Below are 18,687 nucleotides of genomic sequence, written 5' to 3' on the forward strand. Positions count from 1 at the left end.
TAGCGGCCGAATGCGATCAGGCAAATATCATCGATGACAATCTTCTGCGGCCCTTTTGCACCAAAGGATCCGTGGGCTTAAGCGCATCGAAGATTGTAAAGAGCTGCGCCTTGGCAGCCCCGTCATTCCATTCGCGATCACGGCGGAAGAGATCAAGCAATTCTTCAATCGCCGCCTCCGCCTGCCCTGCCGCATAGAGCGCCTTTGCGTAATCGAACCGCGCTTGCAGATCATCAGGGTTGGCCGCCACGGCGGATTGCAACTCGGCCAAGGGCCCTGCCTCATCGGCTTGGCGCGCCAAGGCGATCTGCGCGCGTGCGGCCTCAATCTCGGGCGCGGCGGCGATTGCGGGGGCGGCGTTATTCAGCAAGGCCTCCGCCGTGTCCAAATCGCCCATCGCGATATGAGCGCGCGCCAAGCCACCCATGGCGGCTGCATTTTCAGGTTCTTCGCCCAAAATCGCCGCAAAGGTCTGCGCCGCATCGGCAACGGCCCCTTGAACAAGCATTTCTTCCGCGGCCTCAAGCGCCTCGCCCAAGCCACCATCGCCTGCAAGGGCGGCGATTTTTTCAACGAAGCGCTGCACATCCCCTTGCGAAAGCGCCCCTTGGAATCCGTCCACGGGTTGGCCCTGCCAAAACGCGTAAACGGTAGGAATAGACTGCACCTGCAATTGGCCCGCGATCATCTGATTCTCATCAACATTGACCTTGGCCATGCGCACCGCGCCCTTTTTGGCCTGCACCGCCGCCTCAAGCTGTGGCCCAAGCGTCTTGCAAGGGCCGCACCATGGCGCCCAGAAATCTACGATGACAGGAACCTCGCGGCTGGCCTCAACGACATCGGCCATAAAGGTCTGATCGGTGACATCCTTGATGACATCCGCGCCTGCGGGCTGTGCTTGACCAAATTCCAACATTTATTTCTCCGTCACTGATGAGATCTGCGCGCGCCCTCTATATGCGCGCTTCGGGCCCATTCTCCAAGGGGTCAGAGATCAATTGTCGCAAAAACCGGGGCGTGATCCGATGGCTGCTCCCACCCGCGAGCGGCGCGCAGGATTCGGCTTGAATGCGCAGCATTGGCGATATCTGCGGTGGCCCAGATGTGATCCAAACGGCGGCCTTTATCCGCCTCGTCCCAATCACGAGCGCGATACGACCACCAACTATAGAGCAACCCTTCGGGTATATCCTTGCGGGTGACATCCACCCAATTCCCCGCCTCTTGCACTTGGGCCAGATGATCCACCTCAATCGGCGTGTGACTGACAACCTTTAACAGCTGTTTGTGGCTCCAAACATCGTCTTCACGCGGCGCAATATTCAAATCGCCCACAAGGATAGATTTTTGCGGGGCATCCGCACGAAACGCATCGCGCATCTCCGTCAGAAAATCGAGCTTTTGGCCAAATTTTTCGTTGACCTCCCGATCGGCAATATCGCCCCCTGCGGGAATGTAGAAATTATGGATGACCACCCCATTGGGGAGGCGCGCCGCCACATGGCGAGCATGACCAAGCCCAGCCCAGTCTCGCGCGCCCGCCTCTTCAAGCGGCAGCTTGGACAGGATCGCCACGCCATTATACCCTTTCTGACCACGCGCGACCATGTGGGTATAGCCCAGCACCGCAAAGCCTTCGGTGGGGATTTTTTCAACAGGGCTTTTGCATTCTTGCAAGCACAAAACATCTGGCGCTTCTTCACGCAGCAGTTTCAGCACCAACTCTTCGCGCAATCGCACCGAGTTGATATTCCATGTTGCAAGTGTGAACGCCATTTTGCCATGCCCTTTGATGAAACCTGTCCCCTCTCCTAAGGGCTTGAGGGGCATGGTGCAATGCGAAGGAAACTGAAAAAGGCCCCCGCTTATGCAGGGGCCAGTCCAACAGGGAGAAACCACGGGGGGGCGCGGGGGCTTGGGCAATCCCGCAAGATTCCCCGTGCGACATCACAGCTGCAAATCTGATGCCAAGTCAGGCAACCAATCGGTAACCGCCGCCTTCGGTGACCAAAAGCTGCACATTGCTGGGATCGGGTTCGATCTTTTGACGCAAGCGGTAGATATGGGTTTCCAACGTATGCGTGGTGACCCCCGCATTATACCCCCAAACCTCGTGTAGCAGCACATCACGGGCCACGACCCTCTCTTGTGCGCGATAGAGGAATTTCAGGATATTCGTTTCTTTTTCCGTGAGGCGGATTTTCTTTTTATCTTCCGTCTCGAGCAATTTCATCGCAGGCTTAAAGGTATATGGCCCAAGTTGGAAAATCGCATCTTCAGATTGTTCATGTTGGCGCAGTTGCGCGCGAATGCGGGCTTGCAACACCGAAAACTTGAACGGCTTGGTGACATAATCATTTGCGCCCGCATCGAGGCCCAAGATCGTATCAGCATCGCTGTCATGGCCTGTAAGCATGATGATCGGGCATTTGATCCCTTGCTTGCGCATCAAGCGGCACAAATCGCGGCCATCCGTATCGGGCAGGCCCACATCCAAGATCACCAGATCGTAAATTTCCTGCTTGGCCTTTTCCATCGCTTGCGCGCCCGTGCCCGCCTCGAACACATCGAAATCCTCAGTCATCACGAGCTGTTCTGACAACGCCTCGCGGATATCTTCGTCATCATCGACAAGTAGGATTTTTTTCAGGTTCGCCATGTCAGCCCTCCAAAGGCAAAATTGTGCCTGTCTCACATGGGTGTGATATACCCTATTTGAAAAGGGTTTGAAAAATATCCTCACGGCTCTGTGTTGTTCTGTGGCCAATTGTTTCAAATTCTGACAATCGGGGCTAAAGCTAATGCCCAGACCATAAGATCAGGACGGACAAGATGAGCCTTGCGCCAACCGCCAATGAAATCGCCGCCCGCGCCCGCGCTGATTTGCGCGCAGGCTTGCCTGTGGTGTTTAGCGATGGCGCAAAGGGGTTGATCGCATTGGCCTCGGAGACAGCAAGCACGGATCGGGTAGAAGATTTCCGCGCGCTTGGCGCGCCCTTTATCGTGCTGTCCGATTGGCGGGCGCGCACCTTGAATCTACCACTTTATGAGGGCGATATCGCGCGTATCGCATTGCCCAAAGATGCAGGCAGCCGGATCCTAAAGGCACTGGCCGACCCGAAGGATGATTTGGATCGCCCGATGAAAGGCCCATTCCAAAGCCTTCAAGGGCCGGAACACGGCTCGGCGGATGACGCGCGCACCGCAATTCATTTCGCCAAGTCGGCACAGCTTTTGCCCGCAATGCTTTGCGTGTTTCGGGATGACGCCGTGGCGATTGCACGGGAACATGGGCTGACCGTTCTGCCATTCTCGGTGGCGCGGTCACAATTGGCAGAAAGCCAACCCTTTCACGCCGTAGCCGCCGCGCGTCTGCCGATGGTTGCCTCTGAGGCGGGGCGCCTTCATGTGTTTCGGCCCAATGATGGCAGCGCCGAGCATTACGCCATTGAAATTGGTCGCCCTGATCGGGACGAACCCGTTTTGGCGCGTCTACACTCTGCCTGCTTTACGGGCGATGTATTGGGCAGTCTCAAATGTGACTGCGGCCCCCAACTTCACGCGGCATTGGCACAAATGGGCCAAGACGGCGCGGGTATCCTTCTCTACCTCAATCAAGAGGGGCGCGGGATTGGTCTGGCCAATAAAATGCGCGCCTATAGCCTTCAGGATCAAGGGTTCGACACAGTCGAAGCCAATCATCGTCTTGGGTTTGAAGATGATGAGCGCGATTTTCGCCTTGGGGCAGAGTTGCTACAAAAATTGGGTTTTGCCTCGGTGCGCCTGATGACCAACAACCCTCGAAAAGTTGAAATGATGCGCCAATCAGGCATAGAGGTCACAGAACGCGTGGCGCTCCATGTTGGCCAAAACGCGCATAACGCGCATTACTTGGCGACCAAGGCCGCGAAATCAGGACATTTGCTGTGACCCTGCCCCGCTCCGAAGACCTTGTGATCACCCATCTGGGTGCGCAGTTTATGGGACGGCGCTTTCCCTGCAGCATCGGGCGCGGCGGGATGAGCCGCAGCAAGCGCGAGGGCGATGGGGCCACCCCAGTCGGCATTCACCGCATCGTTGGCTGCCTCTATCGCGCAGACCGCATGGCGCGCCCTTGTAATTGGGCCCTCAAAATTGGGCCGCGTGATCTGTGGTCAGATGATCCGCGCGATGAAGACTATAACCTCATGGTGCGTGCGCCCTACGCGCACAGCCACGAGAAACTGGGGCGCGCAGACCCGCTTTATGATTTGGTGCTGATCACCGATTGGAACTGGCCCTATGCAGAACGAGGGCGTGGCTCTGCGATTTTCATCCACCAATGGCGGCGCGCGGGCTATCCGACCGAAGGATGTGTTGCGTTCTCCCGTGCAGATTTGCGATGGATCACTGCGCGCATTTCCTACGAAACACGTTTGATCGTGCGGGACGCGAAAAGCTATCCGTGAGGGGCGACACGCGCGCCGAATATGGCAGAGCCCACACGAATATGCGTGGCCCCTAACCGCAGCGCTGTTTCATAATCTGCGCTCATTCCCATCGACAATTCCGAAAGCCCGTTTCGAGCAGCAATCTTGCCCAAAAGGGCGAAATGCAGGCTTGGCTCCTCGTCCACGGGCGGGATGCACATCAAACCTTTCAGCGGCAAATCCATCGCGCGCGCAGTTTGGATAAAGGCATCTGCATCGGCAGGTAGGATGCCCGCCTTTTGCGGCTCAGCGCCTGTGTTAACCTGAATGAACAGATCGGGACAGTGGCCCAATTCTTGGGCCATATCGGCTATGCGGCGCGCCAGTTTTTCGCGGTCGACTGTGTGGATCGCGTCAAACAGCTCCATCGCGGGGCGCACCTTATTGCTTTGCAATGGGCCAATCAGGTGCAAATCCACCCCCTCAAATTGGGCTTTGAAATCGGGCCATTTGCCCTGCGCTTCTTGCACGCGGTTTTCACCGAAACTGCGATGGCCCGCTTGCAACACCGCCTCAACCCGTGCGTTTGGCTGGACTTTCGAGACAGCGATTAGTTTTGCCGCATCAGGCGCGCGCCCCGCTTCGGTCAAAATTCGCGCAACATCTGCCTGAATATCCCCAAGCGCCATTTTACCCTCACCCATCACCAAATGAAAAAAGAGCGGGCCAAAGCCCGCTCTTTCCCTAGCAGATAATTCGTGAGGATTAGAAGCTGAATGTCAGACCGAAATCTACTGTATTGCAGTAGACGCAGTATACACCAATTTGAACAAAACCGCCCGCGCAATAGCATCGAAATTGTAGGCTGATTATTATAATGACAATTATTCAGGTTTTTGGCTTGACGGGGGGCAGTCTCGTTTATATTACGCGGGCCTCAGGCGGGCCCGTAGCTCAGTGGTAGAGCAGTTGACTTTTAATCAATTGGTCGGAGGTTCGAATCCTCCCGGGCTCACCAATAGCCAGATATGACGCGTATCTGTTACCCCCAACTCAGACAGTCAGCCGCATTAATGTGCGCGGTTTATCTCACGAAAATTGGTGTATTGGCCGGCGTATTTCCCGCCTGGTCACTCTCAATCCGTTTAAGGTTGATGCCTCCAAACAAAAACCGTAGGTGCAGCCCACTGCCTTGCTAGAGGCTGGGCCTCTGACAAAGCGGATGCGCTCATAGGCTTACGTCCCCATCGCAGCGCTATGAGCAGGCAGAGCATGATTTCTGATCACACGCCTTAGCGATTGGTCGCGCAGCGTGAGAAACGAGTCGGATTTATCACCATAGAAATCCTAAAAAATCGCATATCTTGACCCAAGGCGCAGCGCAGATCGGGGCAATTGCATTATGTTTCTGTCAGTTTTTGATATTTTCAAAATTGGGATTGGCCCCTCCTCCTCCCATACGATTGGGCCAATGAATGCCGCCGCGCAATTTCTCGACCGCCTGCGCCATGGCACTCGAGAGCCTGGCGCCGGTGAGGTGGCGGCCTTGTCATGTCATTTGCACGGATCGCTTGCCTTTACTGGCAAAGGTCACGCCACTGACCGCGCTGTAATTTTGGGCCTTGCTGGGTTTCGCCCCGATAAACTTGACCCAGACCAGGCGGATAGCGCCATTGCAGCGATCAAATCAGCAGGGCATGTTACCCCTGACGGGCTGCCGCAACTGCGCCTCAACCCAGAGGAAGATATCATCTTTGACTATGGCCCCGCCCTAGTGGGGCATGCCAATGGTATGATCCTCCGCGCTTATGACGCCAACGGGGCGCTCTATATGGAGGAAGTCTTTTACTCCATCGGTGGCGGTTTCGTAATGACCGCGAAAGAATTACAAGCGGCCAAAGCCGCCCGCAAGAATTCACTCGCCGCCCAAAAGGCGGATGCAGGATACCCCTATCCCTTTGGCACAGCTGAAGAAATGTTGATTATGGGGGCAAAGGCGCAGAAATCTATTGCGCAGATGAAATGGGAGAATGAATGCCACGGCGCGCCGCGCGCCGAGGTGCAAAAGCGCCTTGAGGCAATCCGAGATGCGATGCTGTCCTGCATTGAGCGCGGCTTGCGGATGGAGGGTGAATTGCCCGGCGGTTTGCGGGTCAAGCGCCGGGCAAAGGCGATCCATGATCAGTTACAGGCCGAGGCGGGGCGCAACATCACCCAACCCCATACAATCAACGATTGGCTTTCGGTCTATGCAATGGCCGTGAACGAAGAAAACGCGGCAGGGGGCCGAGTGGTTACCGCCCCCACCAATGGGGCGGCAGGCGTGGTTCCAGCAGTTTTGCATTATTATCTAACCCATTGCATCGGCGCGACCGCAAAGGGCGGGTTGGATTTCTTGATGGTCGCGGCGGCAATTGGCGGGTTGATCAAGCATAATGCCTCGATCTCTGGGGCCGAAGTTGGCTGTCAGGGCGAGGTCGGATCAGCCGCAGCCATGGCCGCAGCGGGGCTTTGCGCGGCACTTGGTGGCACCAACGAACAGATTGAAAACGCTGCTGAAATCGCGCTTGAACATCACTTAGGCATGACCTGTGACCCCGTGGCAGGATTGGTTCAGGTGCCCTGCATCGAACGCAACGGCCTCGGTGCGATCAAGGCTGTATCGGCCGCTTCATTGGCGCTGCGGGGCGATGGCACCCATTTCATGCCGCTTGATAATTGTATCGAAGCCATGCGGCAAACGGGCCATGATATGAACCTGAAATATAAAGAAACTTCGCTTGGGGGCTTGGCCGTCAATCTGCCTGAATGCTGAGGCGGGTCAGCCACGCTGACGCACGGTGTCACCCGCCAAGAATTCTGGCGACAATCCGATATCGGCCCCCGAAAGCGCGCGCCCTGCAATGATTTTGGCCGCCTCACGTCCAATATCTGCGCGGCGGCTGTCCATGGTGGCGATGCGCAAGGGCAGCCCGTCCAAAATAGCAAACGAATTGAACCCCGCAATGCCAATTTGATTGGGAATATCATACCCCTTTTCCAACAGATAAAGCAGGCCGCCCGCCGCGTTCATATCCGTATTATAATAGAGGAAATCAAGATCAGGGCTGCGGCTTAGCAAATCTTCGGTCATCGCGCGGCCTGTGCCAAAACCCGAGGGGCCTGCATAAAAAATCTTATCCGCCAAGGAGAGACCCGCCTCCTTCAGCGCATCCTCAAAGCCCTGCTGCCGCTTTTGCGATCGAAAATCGCGCAAAGAGCTAGAACCCAGATACCCAATTTTGCGATAGCCACGGGCAAGGATTTCTTCGGCCATGGCGCGACCTGCCGCCACATGTGAGATGCCTACGCGGGCCGCCACACTTGGGCCGTCAATGTCCATCACCTCGACAACAGGAATCCCCGCATTCTCCATCATCTTCCGCGCGGCATCTGTATGTTCCAACCCCGCTACGATCAGACCAGATGGCCGCCATGACAGCATTTCGAAAATGACTTTTTCTTCCTGCCCTAAATCATAATTTGAGGTGCCAACAACGGGCTGCAAATCCGTTTCATGCAGACCTTCACCAATGCCTGTAAGGACATCAGGGAAGACCATGTTGGATAGAGATGGGATCACCACGCCAACCAGATTGACGCGGTTTGATGCCAAAGCGCCCGCGATTTTATTGGGCACATATCCCAAGGCGCGGGCGGCTTCAAAAACCTTGCTGCGCGTGCGCTCAGAGACATCCCCCCGATTGCGCAAGACGCGGCTGACGGTCATTTCCGAAACCCCCGCTGCCTCAGCTACATCGCGCAAAGTCATCTGGGGTTTGCCATCAAAGGGATTGCGTCCGCGCACGTCTGGTATCCTGTCTTCGGTCGTCTGGTTCCTATTGATACGCCGAACCATCCCCATTTGCCAAGCGTTCGGTTTTTTGGATCGACTTGCGCGCCATAGCAAATTCCAGCAAAAAAGCAGACATGGCCCCGTGGCTCAACTGGATAGAGCAATCCCCTCCTAAGGGATAGGTTACAGGTTCGAGTCCTGTCGGGGTCACCATCCAATCTGTCTATTTTGATTGACAGTCTGGCTGTCGCGTCTGATCATTGATCTTGGACCAAAGGAAAGTTGACCAAGATCATGTTGGATGCGCAGCGGGGAACACTCGCGCCTAAACTTGGTAAAGGGCCGCGTGCGGGGCTTTGCACCGATTGCGGGGTCAGTCGCATGTCTGATGATCGCGCCTGCGGGCGGGCCTGTCAGTTTATCGCCCCAGATTATCCGTACGCCGAAGCCCGCATTCATGGGCGTATCAGTGACCCTGCGCGTCATGAGGAAGCGTTTTTTGGTGTGACCGAAGCGATGTATCGCGCAAGGCTGACCCCAGCGGCCGAAGGCGCGCAGTGGACGGGCATTACCACGGCGCTCGCGGAAACCTTATTACGGGCGGGGGCGATTGAGGCGGTCATCACAGTGGCGCCTGACCCAGACGATCAATGGCGCCCTGTGCCTGTGTTGGTCACCGAACCAGACGACTTATCCGCCTGCCGCGGGATGCGCATGGGCTTTGCCCCAAGCGTGGCCTTGTTAGAACTCGCAAAGGCGCGCGGAATCACGCGCTTGGCCTTTATCGGCATCCCCTGTCAGACCTATGCCCTGCGTGCGCTTGAGGCCGAGTATGGGTTCGAGCGGCTTTATGTCATCGGCACGCCCTGTTCGGACAACACCACAACCGCGCGATTTCATGATTTCCTTGCGCTGCTTGATGCCAAGCCAAATAGCATCAGTTATCTTGAGTTTCGCGCGGATTATTCAGTCGAGCTACGCTTTTCAGATGGGCGCCCGCCCCGTTTCGTGCCTTTTTTGAAATTGCCAATCTCGCAATTGCCTGCGGATTTCTTTCCAATGACCTGCAAGACCTGTGTCGATTACACGAACCGCTTGGCCGATATCACGGTGGGCTATATGGGCGGCGATGGGGCGCAATGGATCTTGGTGCGCAATGCCCGTGGCGCAGAGATGCTTGATGGCATCAAAGATCGGCTCTGCCTGTCGCCCTTGACCGATAAGGGGGACCGCACAAGCGCGGTCAAAGGCTTTTTGGCCAATACGGAGCGCGCGGCGGGCGGTTTGCCCCTGCGGCGGATGCCCAACTGGCTGCGGCCATTGGTGGCCTATCTGCAGCCTCGTCTTGGGCCGCGTGGCTTGGAATTTGCCCGCGCGCGGGTCGAGATGAAGGCGATTGAAACCATCTTACATTTGCGCCGCAGTCATCCTGCCAAGATGAAGAATATGGTTCCCGCCCATGTCTGGAGCCTTGCTGCGCGCTATGGGGTTGGGCCCAATCCATCCGAGATTGCGCGCGAGGATGGTAATCCGTAATCTCGCGACTATGACCAAACCCAATCTTGCGCCAGATTTCAGTTTTGAGACGCAGATCGGCGGCCTTGTTGCGGGCGTGGATGAGGTGGGGCGCGGCCCATTGGCGGGGCCTGTTATGGCCGCAGCAGTTATCCTAAACCCAAGCGATATTCCCGAAGGTTTGCATGATTCCAAAACGCTCAGCCAAAAGCGGCGCGAGGCGCTGTTTGATGAGATCGCCGCGCGGGCCGAGGTCAGTATCGCAGAGGCGAGCGTTGCCGAGATTGATGAGCTGAATATTCGCAACGCCACTTTTTTGGCCATGCGCCGTGCGGTGCTTGGTCTCTCCCGCTGTCCAGATCATGCGCTGATTGACGGCAATGCCATTCCCCCTGATTTGCCCAGCCCTGCCACTGCAATCATCAAAGGTGATGCCCGTTCTGTTTCGATTTCGGCGGCTTCTATCATGGCCAAGGTAACACGGGATCGGCTGATGGTGACATTATCGCAACAGTTTGCGGGCTACGGCTGGGAGAAAAACGCGGGCTACCCCTCAAAAGCCCACCTTCAAGCCCTTCAAGATATTGGGGTGACCCCGCATCATAGACGTTCATTCAAGCCCGTCCACAATATCTTGTATCAACATCATCTTGTAAGTCGTTGATTCAAAAAATAAATTGACGGCGAATCGGTTTCGACTCATCTTAGGCCTCAAGATGAGCGTCAAAAAATGGCGCCGTGACGATTAAAAGTCAGAGGCAGTGATGAAGACGAAAACCAATCCCGCGGGGGCGCATGCCCTGCCGCTTAACCAGATATTGGCTGGTGATTGCATTGATGTGATGAACAGCCTTCCTGAAGGTTCGGTCGATCTGATTTTCGCCGACCCGCCTTACAACCTTCAGCTCAAGGGTGATTTGCATCGCCCCGACAATTCGCTTGTAGATGCGGTGGATGATCATTGGGATCAATTCGACAGCTTCCGTGCCTATGACGAATTCACGCAAACCTGGCTCGCTGCGGCGCGCCGTATCCTCAAGCCGAATGGCGCGATTTGGGTGATTGGCTCGTATCACAACATTTTCCGCGTGGGGGCCGAACTGCAAAACCAAGGCTATTGGTTGCTGAATGATGTTGTTTGGCGCAAATCCAATCCGATGCCCAATTTCCGCGGCAAGCGTTTGACAAATGCCCATGAGACGATGATCTGGGCTTCGAAATCTGAAGCAGCGAAATACACGTTCAATTATGAGGCGCTCAAATCCCTAAATGAGGGGATTCAAATGCGCTCTGATTGGCTTTTGCCGATTTGTAATGGCGGTGAGCGTTTGAAGAACTCGCGGGGCGAAAAGGCACATCCAACGCAAAAGCCTGAATCGCTGCTGCACCGCATTTTGATTGCCTCAACAAATCCAGGCGACGTAGTTCTTGATCCTTTCTTTGGCACTGGGACAACGGGCGCCGTTGCAAAGAAATTGGGGCGCGATTTCATCGGCATCGAGCGTGAGGAAGAGTATCGCGAAATCGCCGAAAAGCGTATCGCCAACACGCGCCGTTTTGACAGTGATGCGCTTGAAACCAGCCTCAGCAAAAGATCGGAACCGCGTATTCCCTTCGGTCAATTGGTCGAGCGGGGCTTGCTGCGGCCTGGTGAGGAATTGCACAGCGGTAATGGCCGCCATCGTGCAAAAATTCGCGCCGATGGCACGCTTGTCGCTTTAGACACCAAAGGGTCGATCCACCAAGTGGGGGCGAAACTTGAAGGCGCACCTTCGTGCAACGGGTGGACATATTGGCATTTCCGCCGTGACGGGAAAACCGTGCCGATTGATCACCTTCGTCAACAATTGCGTTCCGAGTTGGGCGAGTAACGCCACCTCCAAGACAGCTTTCGATATACCGCTCGTGCCTGTGGCTTTTGCCTCGGGGGCACGCACCTTACCCTCGCCCATCAGGCGGGGGTTTTTTATTCCGTTTGAAGCAGCCCTTTCGAATAGGGCGTCCAATCCTTGACTTGCGGAGAATGTTGCTTGCGCCAAGCGCGCACCTTGGGGTTCATAACCCGCCGCCACAAAGGCGGGCAGAGGGCCAAAATCCCCATTACAGGATAGCCATAAGGCAGTTGCGGCGCGGCATCGTGATCATAGGTTTGTAACAGCGAATAGGCCCGATCTGGACGATAATGATGGTCTGAGTGACGCTGCAAGTTGATCAGCAACCAATTCGTGGCCCGATGATCCGCATTCCACGAATGGCGGGGTTTGACATGTTCATATTTCCCCGCGCCTTTGTAGGCCCGCGTGAGGCCGTAATGTTCGATGTAATTTGTGATTTCCAAATGGAACACCGCAACAAAGGCCTGCACAGCGAAGAAAGCAAGGCCCCATTTCCTGCCAATGGCATAGGCCAATCCCATCATGCCTGCCTGCAATCCCCCGTAACGCCAGAACGGATTGCTTCTATGCCATAGTGCAAGCCTGCGCTTTTCGAGGCGCTGCGCTTCGGCCCGCCATGCAGATTTGAACGACTGGATCAAAACACGGGGGAAAAAGCGGTGAAACCCCTCATTATATTGCGCAGAAGCAGGGTCACGCGGGGTGGCCACATGGATATGATGCACCAAAAGATGTTCGGTTTTGAAATGCGAATAAAGCGTCATCGCCAGTAGGATATCGGCCAAGCCACGTTCCAACCGCGCGGGGCGGTGCATCAATTCATGGCTGTAATTGATGCCAACCATTCCCGTGACAACACCCAAAGAGGCCGCCAACCCGAATTGCTCGGTAAGCGTCAGATGTGCAGGATTGGTGGCGAGATATGCAATCAACCCAAAGACCAATCCGAATTGTGACGGTGCCCAGATCAAGGTGATTGCGCGATACCAAAACAGAGAGTTGAGGCGCGCGGCCTCATCAGGGTTAGTTGGATCGCGGCCGAATACTTGATCCAACAGCGGAAACAACCACCATGTGGCCGCAAGCACCAAAAGGATGCTCCACCCGCCCCATTGGCTGACTGCGACCAAAAGAGGGATGAGCAGAAGCGAGACCCAAAACGGGGCTACATCACGAAGCGATGCCAAATAATTTTACCTGAACATGCGTCTACCTCACAGCTCATGCTGTCATCCTGAATGTAGATATAGAGAAATATTATATATTAAAATATATAATTATGCTCAGGGTGAAGGCCGCGTGTCGATGCGGCAAAGGTCAAACGCTTTGCGCATCACTGTTGGCATGTCCGCAACGCGGAACTTGGCGCGGGGCAGGAAATAACCTTGCTGCGGGCTCGCGTTTTCAGAGGCATGGCACAGATGCACACGCAGGCGCAGATGGAAATGGGTAAAGGTATGGCGCACCTCTTGGCCCGTGTCGTGCCATTCGCCCTCAATGGGAGGCGCAAGCGCCTCCACGATCGGCGCCGCGGGATCATCTACCCCCGCCCAAGGGCTGGTGACAAAGCCAAGCATCCCCCCCAAAAGACCCGTTTCGGGGCGTTGCTCGACCAAAACCGCACCATCGGGCCGAAAGGCTAAGTAAATATGACCAACCCGCGTTGGTTTGGGCTGTTTTGGCTCCTTTCGCGGCAATTCCGCCGCAATGCCCGCTTTGTGGGAGGCACATTCAGTCATGATCGGGCAAATGCCACAGGCGGGGCTGCGTGGTGTGCAAATCGTAGCACCCAAATCCATGACGGCTTGCCCGTAATCCCCCGTCCGCTGTGCAGGGGTGAGGGCGGCGGCATGGGCTTTCAACTCAGGCTTTGCACGGGGCAGCGGGGTTTCCACTGCGAAGAGGCGCGCCATGACACGCTCTACATTGCCATCCATGACGACTGCGCGGCGGTCAAAGGCAATCGCCGCGATCGCAGCGGCGGTGTAAGGGCCAATTCCGGGAAGCGTCAAAAGCGCATCTTCGGTTGTCGGGAATATCCCCGCGTGTTGATCAGTAACCACGCGCGCGCATTTGAGCAGGTTGCGCGCCCTTGCATAATAGCCAAGCCCCGCCCAAGCCGCCATGACATCCGCATCTTCCGCTGCTGCAAGATCCTCAATCCGAGGCCAGAGAGAGATGAACTTGGTAAAGTAGTCACGCACAGCTGCCACGGTTGTTTGCTGTAGCATCACCTCAGACAACCACACATGGTATGGGTTTGGACGCTCCCCTGATTTGCGCGCCGCGGGCCCGACCCGCCACGGCATATCGCGCGCATGGTCATCATACCACGCCAACAAGTCACGCGAGAGGTCATCCGTTATTTCAATCTCGTCACACAAGCTTTATCACCCTGTCTTCGGTTTTGATTGGTCAATCTGTCTCATACCCCCTAAATTGACCCACAGATGAGAAAAGCAAGCGATCATATCCCGCCCAAAGAGGCAAGCCGCCGTAACCGTGGGTTTGAACCCGCGGCTAAGCTTGTTATGGCGCAAATAAAAAGCCCCGCAGAGCGGCGTGGTTTCGCTGAGGCACGGCTGATCACCCAGTGGCGGGAGATCATGGGGCCTGAGTTTGCAGATATCGCGCGCCCTGTAAAACTTTCGCATGGGCGTGATGGGTTTGGGGCCACCTTAGTGCTTTTGACGAGCGGGGCGCATGCCCCAATTCTTGAGATGCGCAAAGAAGATATCAGAACAAAGGTAAACGCGGCTTATGGTTATAATGCTGTGTCCAAAATATCCTTGACACAAACGGCGGGACAGAGCCTTGCGCGTGACTTCATCGCACCACGCCCCCGGCCAGAATTGCCCCAAGAGGCAATAGAAATCGTGAACGCCAAGGCCAAGGCCGCAGCAGCGCACATCACCGATGAGGGGTTGCGCGATGCTCTTGAACGTCTGGCGCAGCGCGTCATAAGAAAACAGACATCCTAATTTACAGAGAGAGAATATTATGGATCGCAGACAGGCCTTGATCGCAGCATCCGCAGCGGCTTTTGTATCCGCCCTTCCCAGATTTGGCATGGCTCAAGACGCAAGCGCCGCCCCTGAGATTGTGGATTTTGCTCTTGGTGATCCTAATGCGCCTGTCGAGCTGATCGAATATGCCTCATTCACCTGTCCGCATTGCGCCACTTTTCACCTACAAGTTTTGCCTCAGCTAAAGCGCGATTACATTGAAACAGGCAAAGTGCGATTGGTTTATCGTGAAGTTTACTTTGACCGCCCAGGTTTGTGGGCGGCCATGGTGGCGCGTTGCGCAGGCGAAATGCGCTATTTTGGCGTGGCCGATATTGTTTACCGCACGCAGAGGGAATGGACCCAAGGTGATGCTGCGACCATCGCGGGCAATCTGCGGCGCATAGGTCTTTCTGCGGGTTTGACGGATGCAGAATTGGACGCCTGCATGCAGGATGCCGAAACCGCGCAGGCCATGATCGATAATTACGAAGCCAATCGCGTAGAATATCCGATTGAGGGCACCCCCGCCTTGGTCATTGACGGCACGCTGTATGGCAATATGGCCTATGAGGACATCGCGTCGCGGATCGAAAACGCGCTTGCCCGCAACCAATGAACAGAACCCCCCTTGCAGGTGTCAAAGTTCTAGAGCTTGCCCGCATTTTGGCGGGGCCATGGGCGGGGCAGGTTTTGGCAGATTTGGGCGCCGAAGTGATCAAGGTCGAAAGCCCCGATGGTGATGACACGCGCCATTGGGGCCCGCCCTTTATCTCTCGTGAGGGAGATGAAAGCGCGGCTTATTTTCATGGAACCAATCGCGGCAAAAAATCCATCATCGCGGACTTTAAATCTGCCAAAGACCGCGACCGCATGATTGCTTTGGCGCGCGAAGCGGATGTTTTGATTGAGAATTTCAAACTTGGTGGCTTGGCCAAATTTGGCCTCGATTACCCAAGTCTGGCCCGCGAAAACCCTGCATTGATTTATTGCTCGATCACGGGGTTCGGCCAAAATGGGCCATATGCGCATCGCGCGGGCTATGATTACATCATCCAAGGCATGTCTGGGCTGATGTCTGTTACAGGCGACCCCGAGGATCATCCCCAAAAGGTTGGCGTTGCCGTCACGGATATTGTCACTGGTCTTTATGCCTCAAACGCCATTTTGGCTGCGTTGCATATGCGCGCGCGCACAGGCCAAGGGCAGCATATTGATATGGCGCTTTTTGATGCCGCGACCGCGATGATGGCCAATCAAGCAATGAATTATTTGGCAACGGGGCAAGCCCCCAATCGTATGGGCAATGCCCATCCCAATCTCGCGCCTTATCAAACCTTTCCATGCGCGGATGGCTGGATCATCATTGCGGTTGGCAATGATGGGCAATTCCAAAAACTATGCGAGATTTTGGACTGTGCGGAGTTGGGACAGGATCCGCGATATCGCACCAATGCAGATCGTGTGAAGAACCGCGACAGCCTAAACGCCGCGCTTGAACCTACGACGCGCAGCCTCAGCAAATCTGCCCTATTAGAGGCGTGCGAAGTGAAATCTGTGCCTGCGGGGCCGATCAATTCACTTGCAGAAACCTTCGCCGATCCGCAGGCCGTGGCGCGCAGGTTTCGCCTTGATCTTGAGGGCGTGCCAAGCACGCGGCCGCCTTTTCATTTTTCGGGGGCTGATTTGGCGCTTGAACGTCCCGCGCCGAAATTGGGCGAGGATGATGGTATCACGGGCTTTTCGAAAAAATCCCGCTAAGGCGATCCCGCAAAGCGTGGTCTTGGTCTAGTCGCAGGCGCACGGGCACCGTCAACACCTCACGCCGCAGCGCATCAGGCAGGCGCACCGCATCTTTTTCGGTTGTGACAGGCTGCGCCCCAAGGCTTTGTGCTTCACGCAAAATCCGCGCCATCAAGGCATCGCTTAAAGGTTGGTGGTCGCTGAGGGCCTCAGCCCGCAATATACGCGCACCCATTTTGCGCAATGTGGCAAAGAACTTTTCAGGATGACCGATCCCTGCAAAGGCCAAAACGGGCATATCTTGGAAGGACATCCCCATATTTAACGGCGCCAGATGGCCCGTAAGATGGGGGCAAGGAAGGTCTGGATGGCGCATTGAAAACGCCGCCTGCTGATCTGCCTCGCCAATGGATAGAACAAAATCTGCACGCGCGAGGCCTGTTGCAATCGGCTCACGCAGCGGGCCTGCGGGGATGACCAGACTATTGCCAAATCCACGCGCGGCATCCACCACAATCAAGGACAGATCATAAGCCAGACTTGCATTTTGAAACCCGTCATCAAGGATCAAAATATCGGCCCCCGCCGCAATGGCCGATTTGGCACTTTGCAGACGATCTTGGCCCACCCATACAGGCGCAAAAGCTGACAAAAGCAAGGGTTCATCACCACAGTCAGCTGCGCTGTGACGGGTCGGGTCTACGCGTGTTGTTTGGGTGAGTGTTCCACCATACCCACGGCTGAGAATGTGGGGGGTGGCGCCAAGCCCTGCTAGGATTTCCCAAATGGCAATCACTGTGGGCGTTTTCCCAGTTCCGCCTGCGGTCAAATTGCCAACACAGACCACAGGCACGCCAAGTTTCGCCCGAGCGCCTGTTGCCAATTTGCGCGCCGTGCCTGCCGTATAAAGCGCGCTCAGTGGGCGCAAGGCATAGGCCACTGCATTAGGCTGCGCGCGATACCAAAATCTAGGTGCTTGCATTGCGCTGATCCGCTTCGCGTTGTTCCAACCGCTCTAGGATAGCATTGAGGGCACGATCCGTCACCGCAGCCCCTGTTGAGGATACTTCCCATGCGGCATTGGCCATAGCGGCTGCCCGTTCTGGGTTCATCAACTCATCCACTGCACGGGCGAGGCTTTCGGAATCGCGCACCTGCCGCGCGGCATCGACCGCCTGCAAGCGATCAAAAATATCGGTGAAATTGCTGACATATGGCCCATAGAGAATGGCGGACCCAAGGGCCGCAGGTTCAAATGGATTATGCCCCCCGATATCAACCAAAGAGCCCCCCAAAAAGGAAATCGGGGCAAGCCGATACCAAAGGCCCAACTCGCCCAAACTATCGGCAAGATACACTTGGGTGTCGCGATCAGGCAGAGCGCCTGTACTGCGCTGCGCAAATGTCCAGCCATCGCTTTCTAATAGTTTCGCAATATCTGCGCCGCGCTCAGGATGGCGTGGCACGAGGAACAGAATGGCCCGCGGGGTTGACCGCAACACGGCCCGATGCGCGGCCAAGACCAAGTCCTCTTCGCCCGCATGGGTGGAAGCCGCCACCCATGCGGGACGGGTGCCAAGGCGCTGCGAGAGATCTTGGCGCTGCGCCTCATCATGGGGAAGCGCCGCCGCACCTTCCTTGAGGGTGCCTGTCACTTCGATGCGAGATGGCAACAAGCCCAACCCCCGCAATCGAGAGGCGGTCAGATCATCTTGCGCTTGCACCAAATCAAAGCGCGACAGCAGCGCGCGGGCCATTCCGCCCAACCACCGCCAATTGCGCGCTGACCCTTGCGAGATGCGCGCATTGAGCAACATCATCGGGCATCCTTGCCGATGCGTCTCAACGATCATGGCAGGCCACAATTCGGACTCTGTCCAGATGGCGAGGTCTGGCTGCCAATGGTTCAGAAAAGATTGAACAAAACCTATAATATCCAAAGGCACGAATTGATAGATTACATCAGCAGGCAAACGCCGCCCCATTACGGCCGCAGATGTCACGGTGCCTGTCGTAACCAGAATCGTGAGGTCTTCGCGCTCTTCACGGATGCGGCGGATCAGCTCAAGAAGGGAAAGCGCCTCGCCGACAGAGGCCGCATGAAACCAGATCAATGGCCCATCGGGCCGCGCTTGACTGGCAATACCGCGCCGCTCATTGATACGCGCCGCGTCCTCTTTGCCGCGCGCCAAACGGCCCGTCAAAATCCGTTCCGCCAAACCCGTGGCATGACGCGAAAACAGAAGATAAAGCCAAAGCAGCAAGGAGCGTGACCGCATCCG

18 protein-coding genes and 2 tRNA genes are annotated in these 18,687 nt (G+C 56.1%); 11 read left to right on the top strand and 9 right to left on the bottom strand.

Annotated features, from left to right (window positions below; translation table 11 throughout):
• Nucleotides 1-16: 16 nt before the first annotated feature.
• From AAC622_RS10100 to AAC622_RS10110, 3 genes are all read right to left on the bottom strand, one after another.
• A complete protein-coding gene (locus AAC622_RS10100) occupies nucleotides 17-919 on the bottom strand; it encodes a co-chaperone YbbN (RefSeq protein ID WP_340262178.1) in 903 nt (300 codons plus the stop codon).
• Nucleotides 920-990: 71 nt separating this feature from the next.
• Nucleotides 991-1,779, bottom strand: coding sequence for an exodeoxyribonuclease III (locus tag AAC622_RS10105; protein WP_340262180.1), 789 nt, complete (start codon nucleotides 1,777-1,779; stop codon nucleotides 991-993).
• A 196-nt stretch (nucleotides 1,780-1,975) separates the two neighbouring features.
• A complete protein-coding gene (locus AAC622_RS10110) occupies nucleotides 1,976-2,662 on the bottom strand; it encodes a response regulator transcription factor (RefSeq protein WP_340262182.1) in 687 nt (228 codons plus the stop codon).
• 173 nt (nucleotides 2,663-2,835) lie between these two features.
• Here AAC622_RS10110 and ribA point away from each other — a divergent pair, with 173 nt between their 5' ends.
• Nucleotides 2,836-3,933, top strand: coding sequence for a GTP cyclohydrolase II (gene ribA / locus AAC622_RS10115; protein ID WP_340262184.1), 1,098 nt, complete (start codon nucleotides 2,836-2,838; stop codon nucleotides 3,931-3,933).
• 50 nt (nucleotides 3,934-3,983) lie between these two features.
• Entirely contained in the window at nucleotides 3,984-4,451 is a 468-nt protein-coding gene (locus AAC622_RS10120) for a L,D-transpeptidase family protein (RefSeq protein WP_340263035.1), read from the top strand.
• Here the strand turns inward: AAC622_RS10120 and AAC622_RS10125 are convergent.
• Nucleotides 4,442-5,101: a YggS family pyridoxal phosphate-dependent enzyme gene (locus tag AAC622_RS10125; RefSeq protein ID WP_340263037.1), complete on the bottom strand. Its 660-nt coding sequence runs from the start codon at nucleotides 5,099-5,101 to the stop codon at nucleotides 4,442-4,444. The two genes, AAC622_RS10120 and AAC622_RS10125, sit on opposite strands and share 10 nt — an antisense overlap.
• A 254-nt stretch (nucleotides 5,102-5,355) precedes the next feature.
• Here AAC622_RS10125 and AAC622_RS10130 point away from each other — a divergent pair.
• Nucleotides 5,356-5,430, top strand: a tRNA-Lys gene (locus tag AAC622_RS10130).
• A 384-nt stretch (nucleotides 5,431-5,814) separates the two neighbouring features.
• Nucleotides 5,815-7,227 carry an L-serine ammonia-lyase gene (locus tag AAC622_RS10135; RefSeq protein WP_340262187.1) on the top strand — a complete coding sequence of 471 codons (1,413 nt, stop codon included), beginning with the start codon at nucleotides 5,815-5,817 and terminating at the stop codon, nucleotides 7,225-7,227.
• A gap of 6 nt (nucleotides 7,228-7,233) precedes the next feature.
• On the opposite strand, the gene AAC622_RS10140 is transcribed toward AAC622_RS10135, so the two are convergent.
• Complete coding sequence (locus AAC622_RS10140; RefSeq protein WP_340263039.1) at nucleotides 7,234-8,223, bottom strand: LacI family DNA-binding transcriptional regulator; 990 nt, start codon at nucleotides 8,221-8,223, stop codon at nucleotides 7,234-7,236.
• A 160-nt stretch (nucleotides 8,224-8,383) separates the two neighbouring features.
• Between AAC622_RS10140 and AAC622_RS10145 the strand changes: the two genes are divergently transcribed.
• The 4 genes from AAC622_RS10145 (at nucleotide 8,384) to AAC622_RS10160 (ending at nucleotide 11,633) form a co-directional block, all read left to right on the top strand.
• Nucleotides 8,384-8,460, top strand: a tRNA-Arg gene (locus tag AAC622_RS10145).
• An 81-nt stretch (nucleotides 8,461-8,541) separates the two neighbouring features.
• Nucleotides 8,542-9,783, top strand: coding sequence for a Coenzyme F420 hydrogenase/dehydrogenase, beta subunit C-terminal domain (locus tag AAC622_RS10150; protein ID WP_340263041.1), 1,242 nt, complete (start codon nucleotides 8,542-8,544; stop codon nucleotides 9,781-9,783).
• A gap of 10 nt (nucleotides 9,784-9,793) precedes the next feature.
• Complete coding sequence (locus AAC622_RS10155) at nucleotides 9,794-10,426, top strand: ribonuclease HII (protein WP_340262190.1); 633 nt, start codon at nucleotides 9,794-9,796, stop codon at nucleotides 10,424-10,426.
• A 100-nt stretch (nucleotides 10,427-10,526) separates the two neighbouring features.
• Nucleotides 10,527-11,633: a site-specific DNA-methyltransferase gene (locus AAC622_RS10160; protein WP_340262192.1), complete on the top strand. Its 1,107-nt coding sequence runs from the start codon at nucleotides 10,527-10,529 to the stop codon at nucleotides 11,631-11,633.
• Nucleotides 11,634-11,728: 95 nt separating this feature from the next.
• Here the strand turns inward: AAC622_RS10160 and AAC622_RS10165 are convergent, their stop codons facing one another.
• Nucleotides 11,729-12,844, bottom strand: a complete 1,116-nt coding sequence (locus tag AAC622_RS10165) for an alkane 1-monooxygenase (protein WP_340262195.1) — start codon at nucleotides 12,842-12,844, stop codon at nucleotides 11,729-11,731.
• Between the two features lie 96 nt (nucleotides 12,845-12,940).
• Nucleotides 12,941-14,041, bottom strand: a complete 1,101-nt coding sequence (gene mutY, locus AAC622_RS10170) for an A/G-specific adenine glycosylase (protein ID WP_340262197.1) — start codon at nucleotides 14,039-14,041, stop codon at nucleotides 12,941-12,943.
• A 66-nt stretch (nucleotides 14,042-14,107) separates the two neighbouring features.
• On the opposite strand from mutY, the gene AAC622_RS10175 reads away from it, so the two are divergent.
• From AAC622_RS10175 to AAC622_RS10185, 3 genes are read left to right on the top strand one after another with little or no spacing between them, the layout of a single operon-like run.
• Nucleotides 14,108-14,638, top strand: coding sequence for a DUF721 domain-containing protein (locus AAC622_RS10175; RefSeq protein ID WP_340262199.1), 531 nt, complete (start codon nucleotides 14,108-14,110; stop codon nucleotides 14,636-14,638).
• Nucleotides 14,639-14,657: 19 nt separating this feature from the next.
• Nucleotides 14,658-15,281: a DsbA family protein gene (locus AAC622_RS10180; RefSeq protein ID WP_340262202.1), complete on the top strand. Its 624-nt coding sequence runs from the start codon at nucleotides 14,658-14,660 to the stop codon at nucleotides 15,279-15,281.
• The gene (locus AAC622_RS10185) at nucleotides 15,278-16,423 is read left to right on the top strand and encodes a CaiB/BaiF CoA transferase family protein (RefSeq protein WP_340262205.1); all 1,146 of its coding nucleotides are present in this window, start codon (nucleotides 15,278-15,280) and stop codon (nucleotides 16,421-16,423) included. Before AAC622_RS10180 ends, AAC622_RS10185 begins: the two co-directional genes overlap by 4 nt.
• Here AAC622_RS10185 and lpxK read toward each other — a convergent pair.
• The gene (gene lpxK, locus AAC622_RS10190; protein ID WP_340262208.1) at nucleotides 16,395-17,387 is read right to left on the bottom strand and encodes a tetraacyldisaccharide 4'-kinase; all 993 of its coding nucleotides are present in this window, start codon (nucleotides 17,385-17,387) and stop codon (nucleotides 16,395-16,397) included. The two genes, AAC622_RS10185 and lpxK, sit on opposite strands and share 29 nt — an antisense overlap.
• On the bottom strand, nucleotides 17,374-18,684 hold the full coding sequence (locus AAC622_RS10195; RefSeq protein WP_340262211.1) for a 3-deoxy-D-manno-octulosonic acid transferase: 1,311 nt from the start codon (nucleotides 18,682-18,684) through the stop codon (nucleotides 17,374-17,376). The genes lpxK and AAC622_RS10195 overlap by 14 nt, the downstream gene beginning before the upstream one ends.
• Nucleotides 18,685-18,687: the final 3 nt, after the last annotated feature.

The sequence above is a fragment of the Roseobacter sp. HKCCA0882 genome (genome assembly GCF_037805225.1).
Classification (GTDB): domain Bacteria; phylum Pseudomonadota; class Alphaproteobacteria; order Rhodobacterales; family Rhodobacteraceae; genus M30B80.

What these genes read in the sequence shown, in the direction of transcription:
- AAC622_RS10100 (WP_340262178.1), bottom strand. Translation starts at nt 919, where the DNA reads ATGTTGGAATTTGGTCAAGCACAGCCCGCAGGCGCGGATGTCATCAAG.
- AAC622_RS10105 (WP_340262180.1), bottom strand. Translation starts at nt 1,779, where the DNA reads ATGGCGTTCACACTTGCAACATGGAATATCAACTCGGTGCGATTGCGC.
- AAC622_RS10110 (WP_340262182.1), bottom strand. Translation starts at nt 2,662, where the DNA reads ATGGCGAACCTGAAAAAAATCCTACTTGTCGATGATGACGAAGATATC.
- ribA (WP_340262184.1), top strand. Translation starts at nt 2,836, where the DNA reads ATGAGCCTTGCGCCAACCGCCAATGAAATCGCCGCCCGCGCCCGCGCT.
- AAC622_RS10120 (WP_340263035.1), top strand. Translation starts at nt 3,984, where the DNA reads ATGGGACGGCGCTTTCCCTGCAGCATCGGGCGCGGCGGGATGAGCCGC.
- AAC622_RS10125 (WP_340263037.1), bottom strand. Translation starts at nt 5,101, where the DNA reads ATGGCGCTTGGGGATATTCAGGCAGATGTTGCGCGAATTTTGACCGAA.
- AAC622_RS10135 (WP_340262187.1), top strand. Translation starts at nt 5,815, where the DNA reads ATGTTTCTGTCAGTTTTTGATATTTTCAAAATTGGGATTGGCCCCTCC.
- AAC622_RS10140 (WP_340263039.1), bottom strand. Translation starts at nt 8,223, where the DNA reads ATGACTTTGCGCGATGTAGCTGAGGCAGCGGGGGTTTCGGAAATGACC.
- AAC622_RS10150 (WP_340263041.1), top strand. Translation starts at nt 8,542, where the DNA reads ATGTTGGATGCGCAGCGGGGAACACTCGCGCCTAAACTTGGTAAAGGG.
- AAC622_RS10155 (WP_340262190.1), top strand. Translation starts at nt 9,794, where the DNA reads ATGACCAAACCCAATCTTGCGCCAGATTTCAGTTTTGAGACGCAGATC.
- AAC622_RS10160 (WP_340262192.1), top strand. Translation starts at nt 10,527, where the DNA reads ATGAAGACGAAAACCAATCCCGCGGGGGCGCATGCCCTGCCGCTTAAC.
- AAC622_RS10175 (WP_340262199.1), top strand. Translation starts at nt 14,108, where the DNA reads ATGAGAAAAGCAAGCGATCATATCCCGCCCAAAGAGGCAAGCCGCCGT.
- AAC622_RS10180 (WP_340262202.1), top strand. Translation starts at nt 14,658, where the DNA reads ATGGATCGCAGACAGGCCTTGATCGCAGCATCCGCAGCGGCTTTTGTA.
- AAC622_RS10185 (WP_340262205.1), top strand. Translation starts at nt 15,278, where the DNA reads ATGAACAGAACCCCCCTTGCAGGTGTCAAAGTTCTAGAGCTTGCCCGC.
- lpxK (WP_340262208.1), bottom strand. Translation starts at nt 17,387, where the DNA reads ATGCAAGCACCTAGATTTTGGTATCGCGCGCAGCCTAATGCAGTGGCC.
- AAC622_RS10195 (WP_340262211.1), bottom strand. Translation starts at nt 18,684, where the DNA reads ATGCGGTCACGCTCCTTGCTGCTTTGGCTTTATCTTCTGTTTTCGCGT.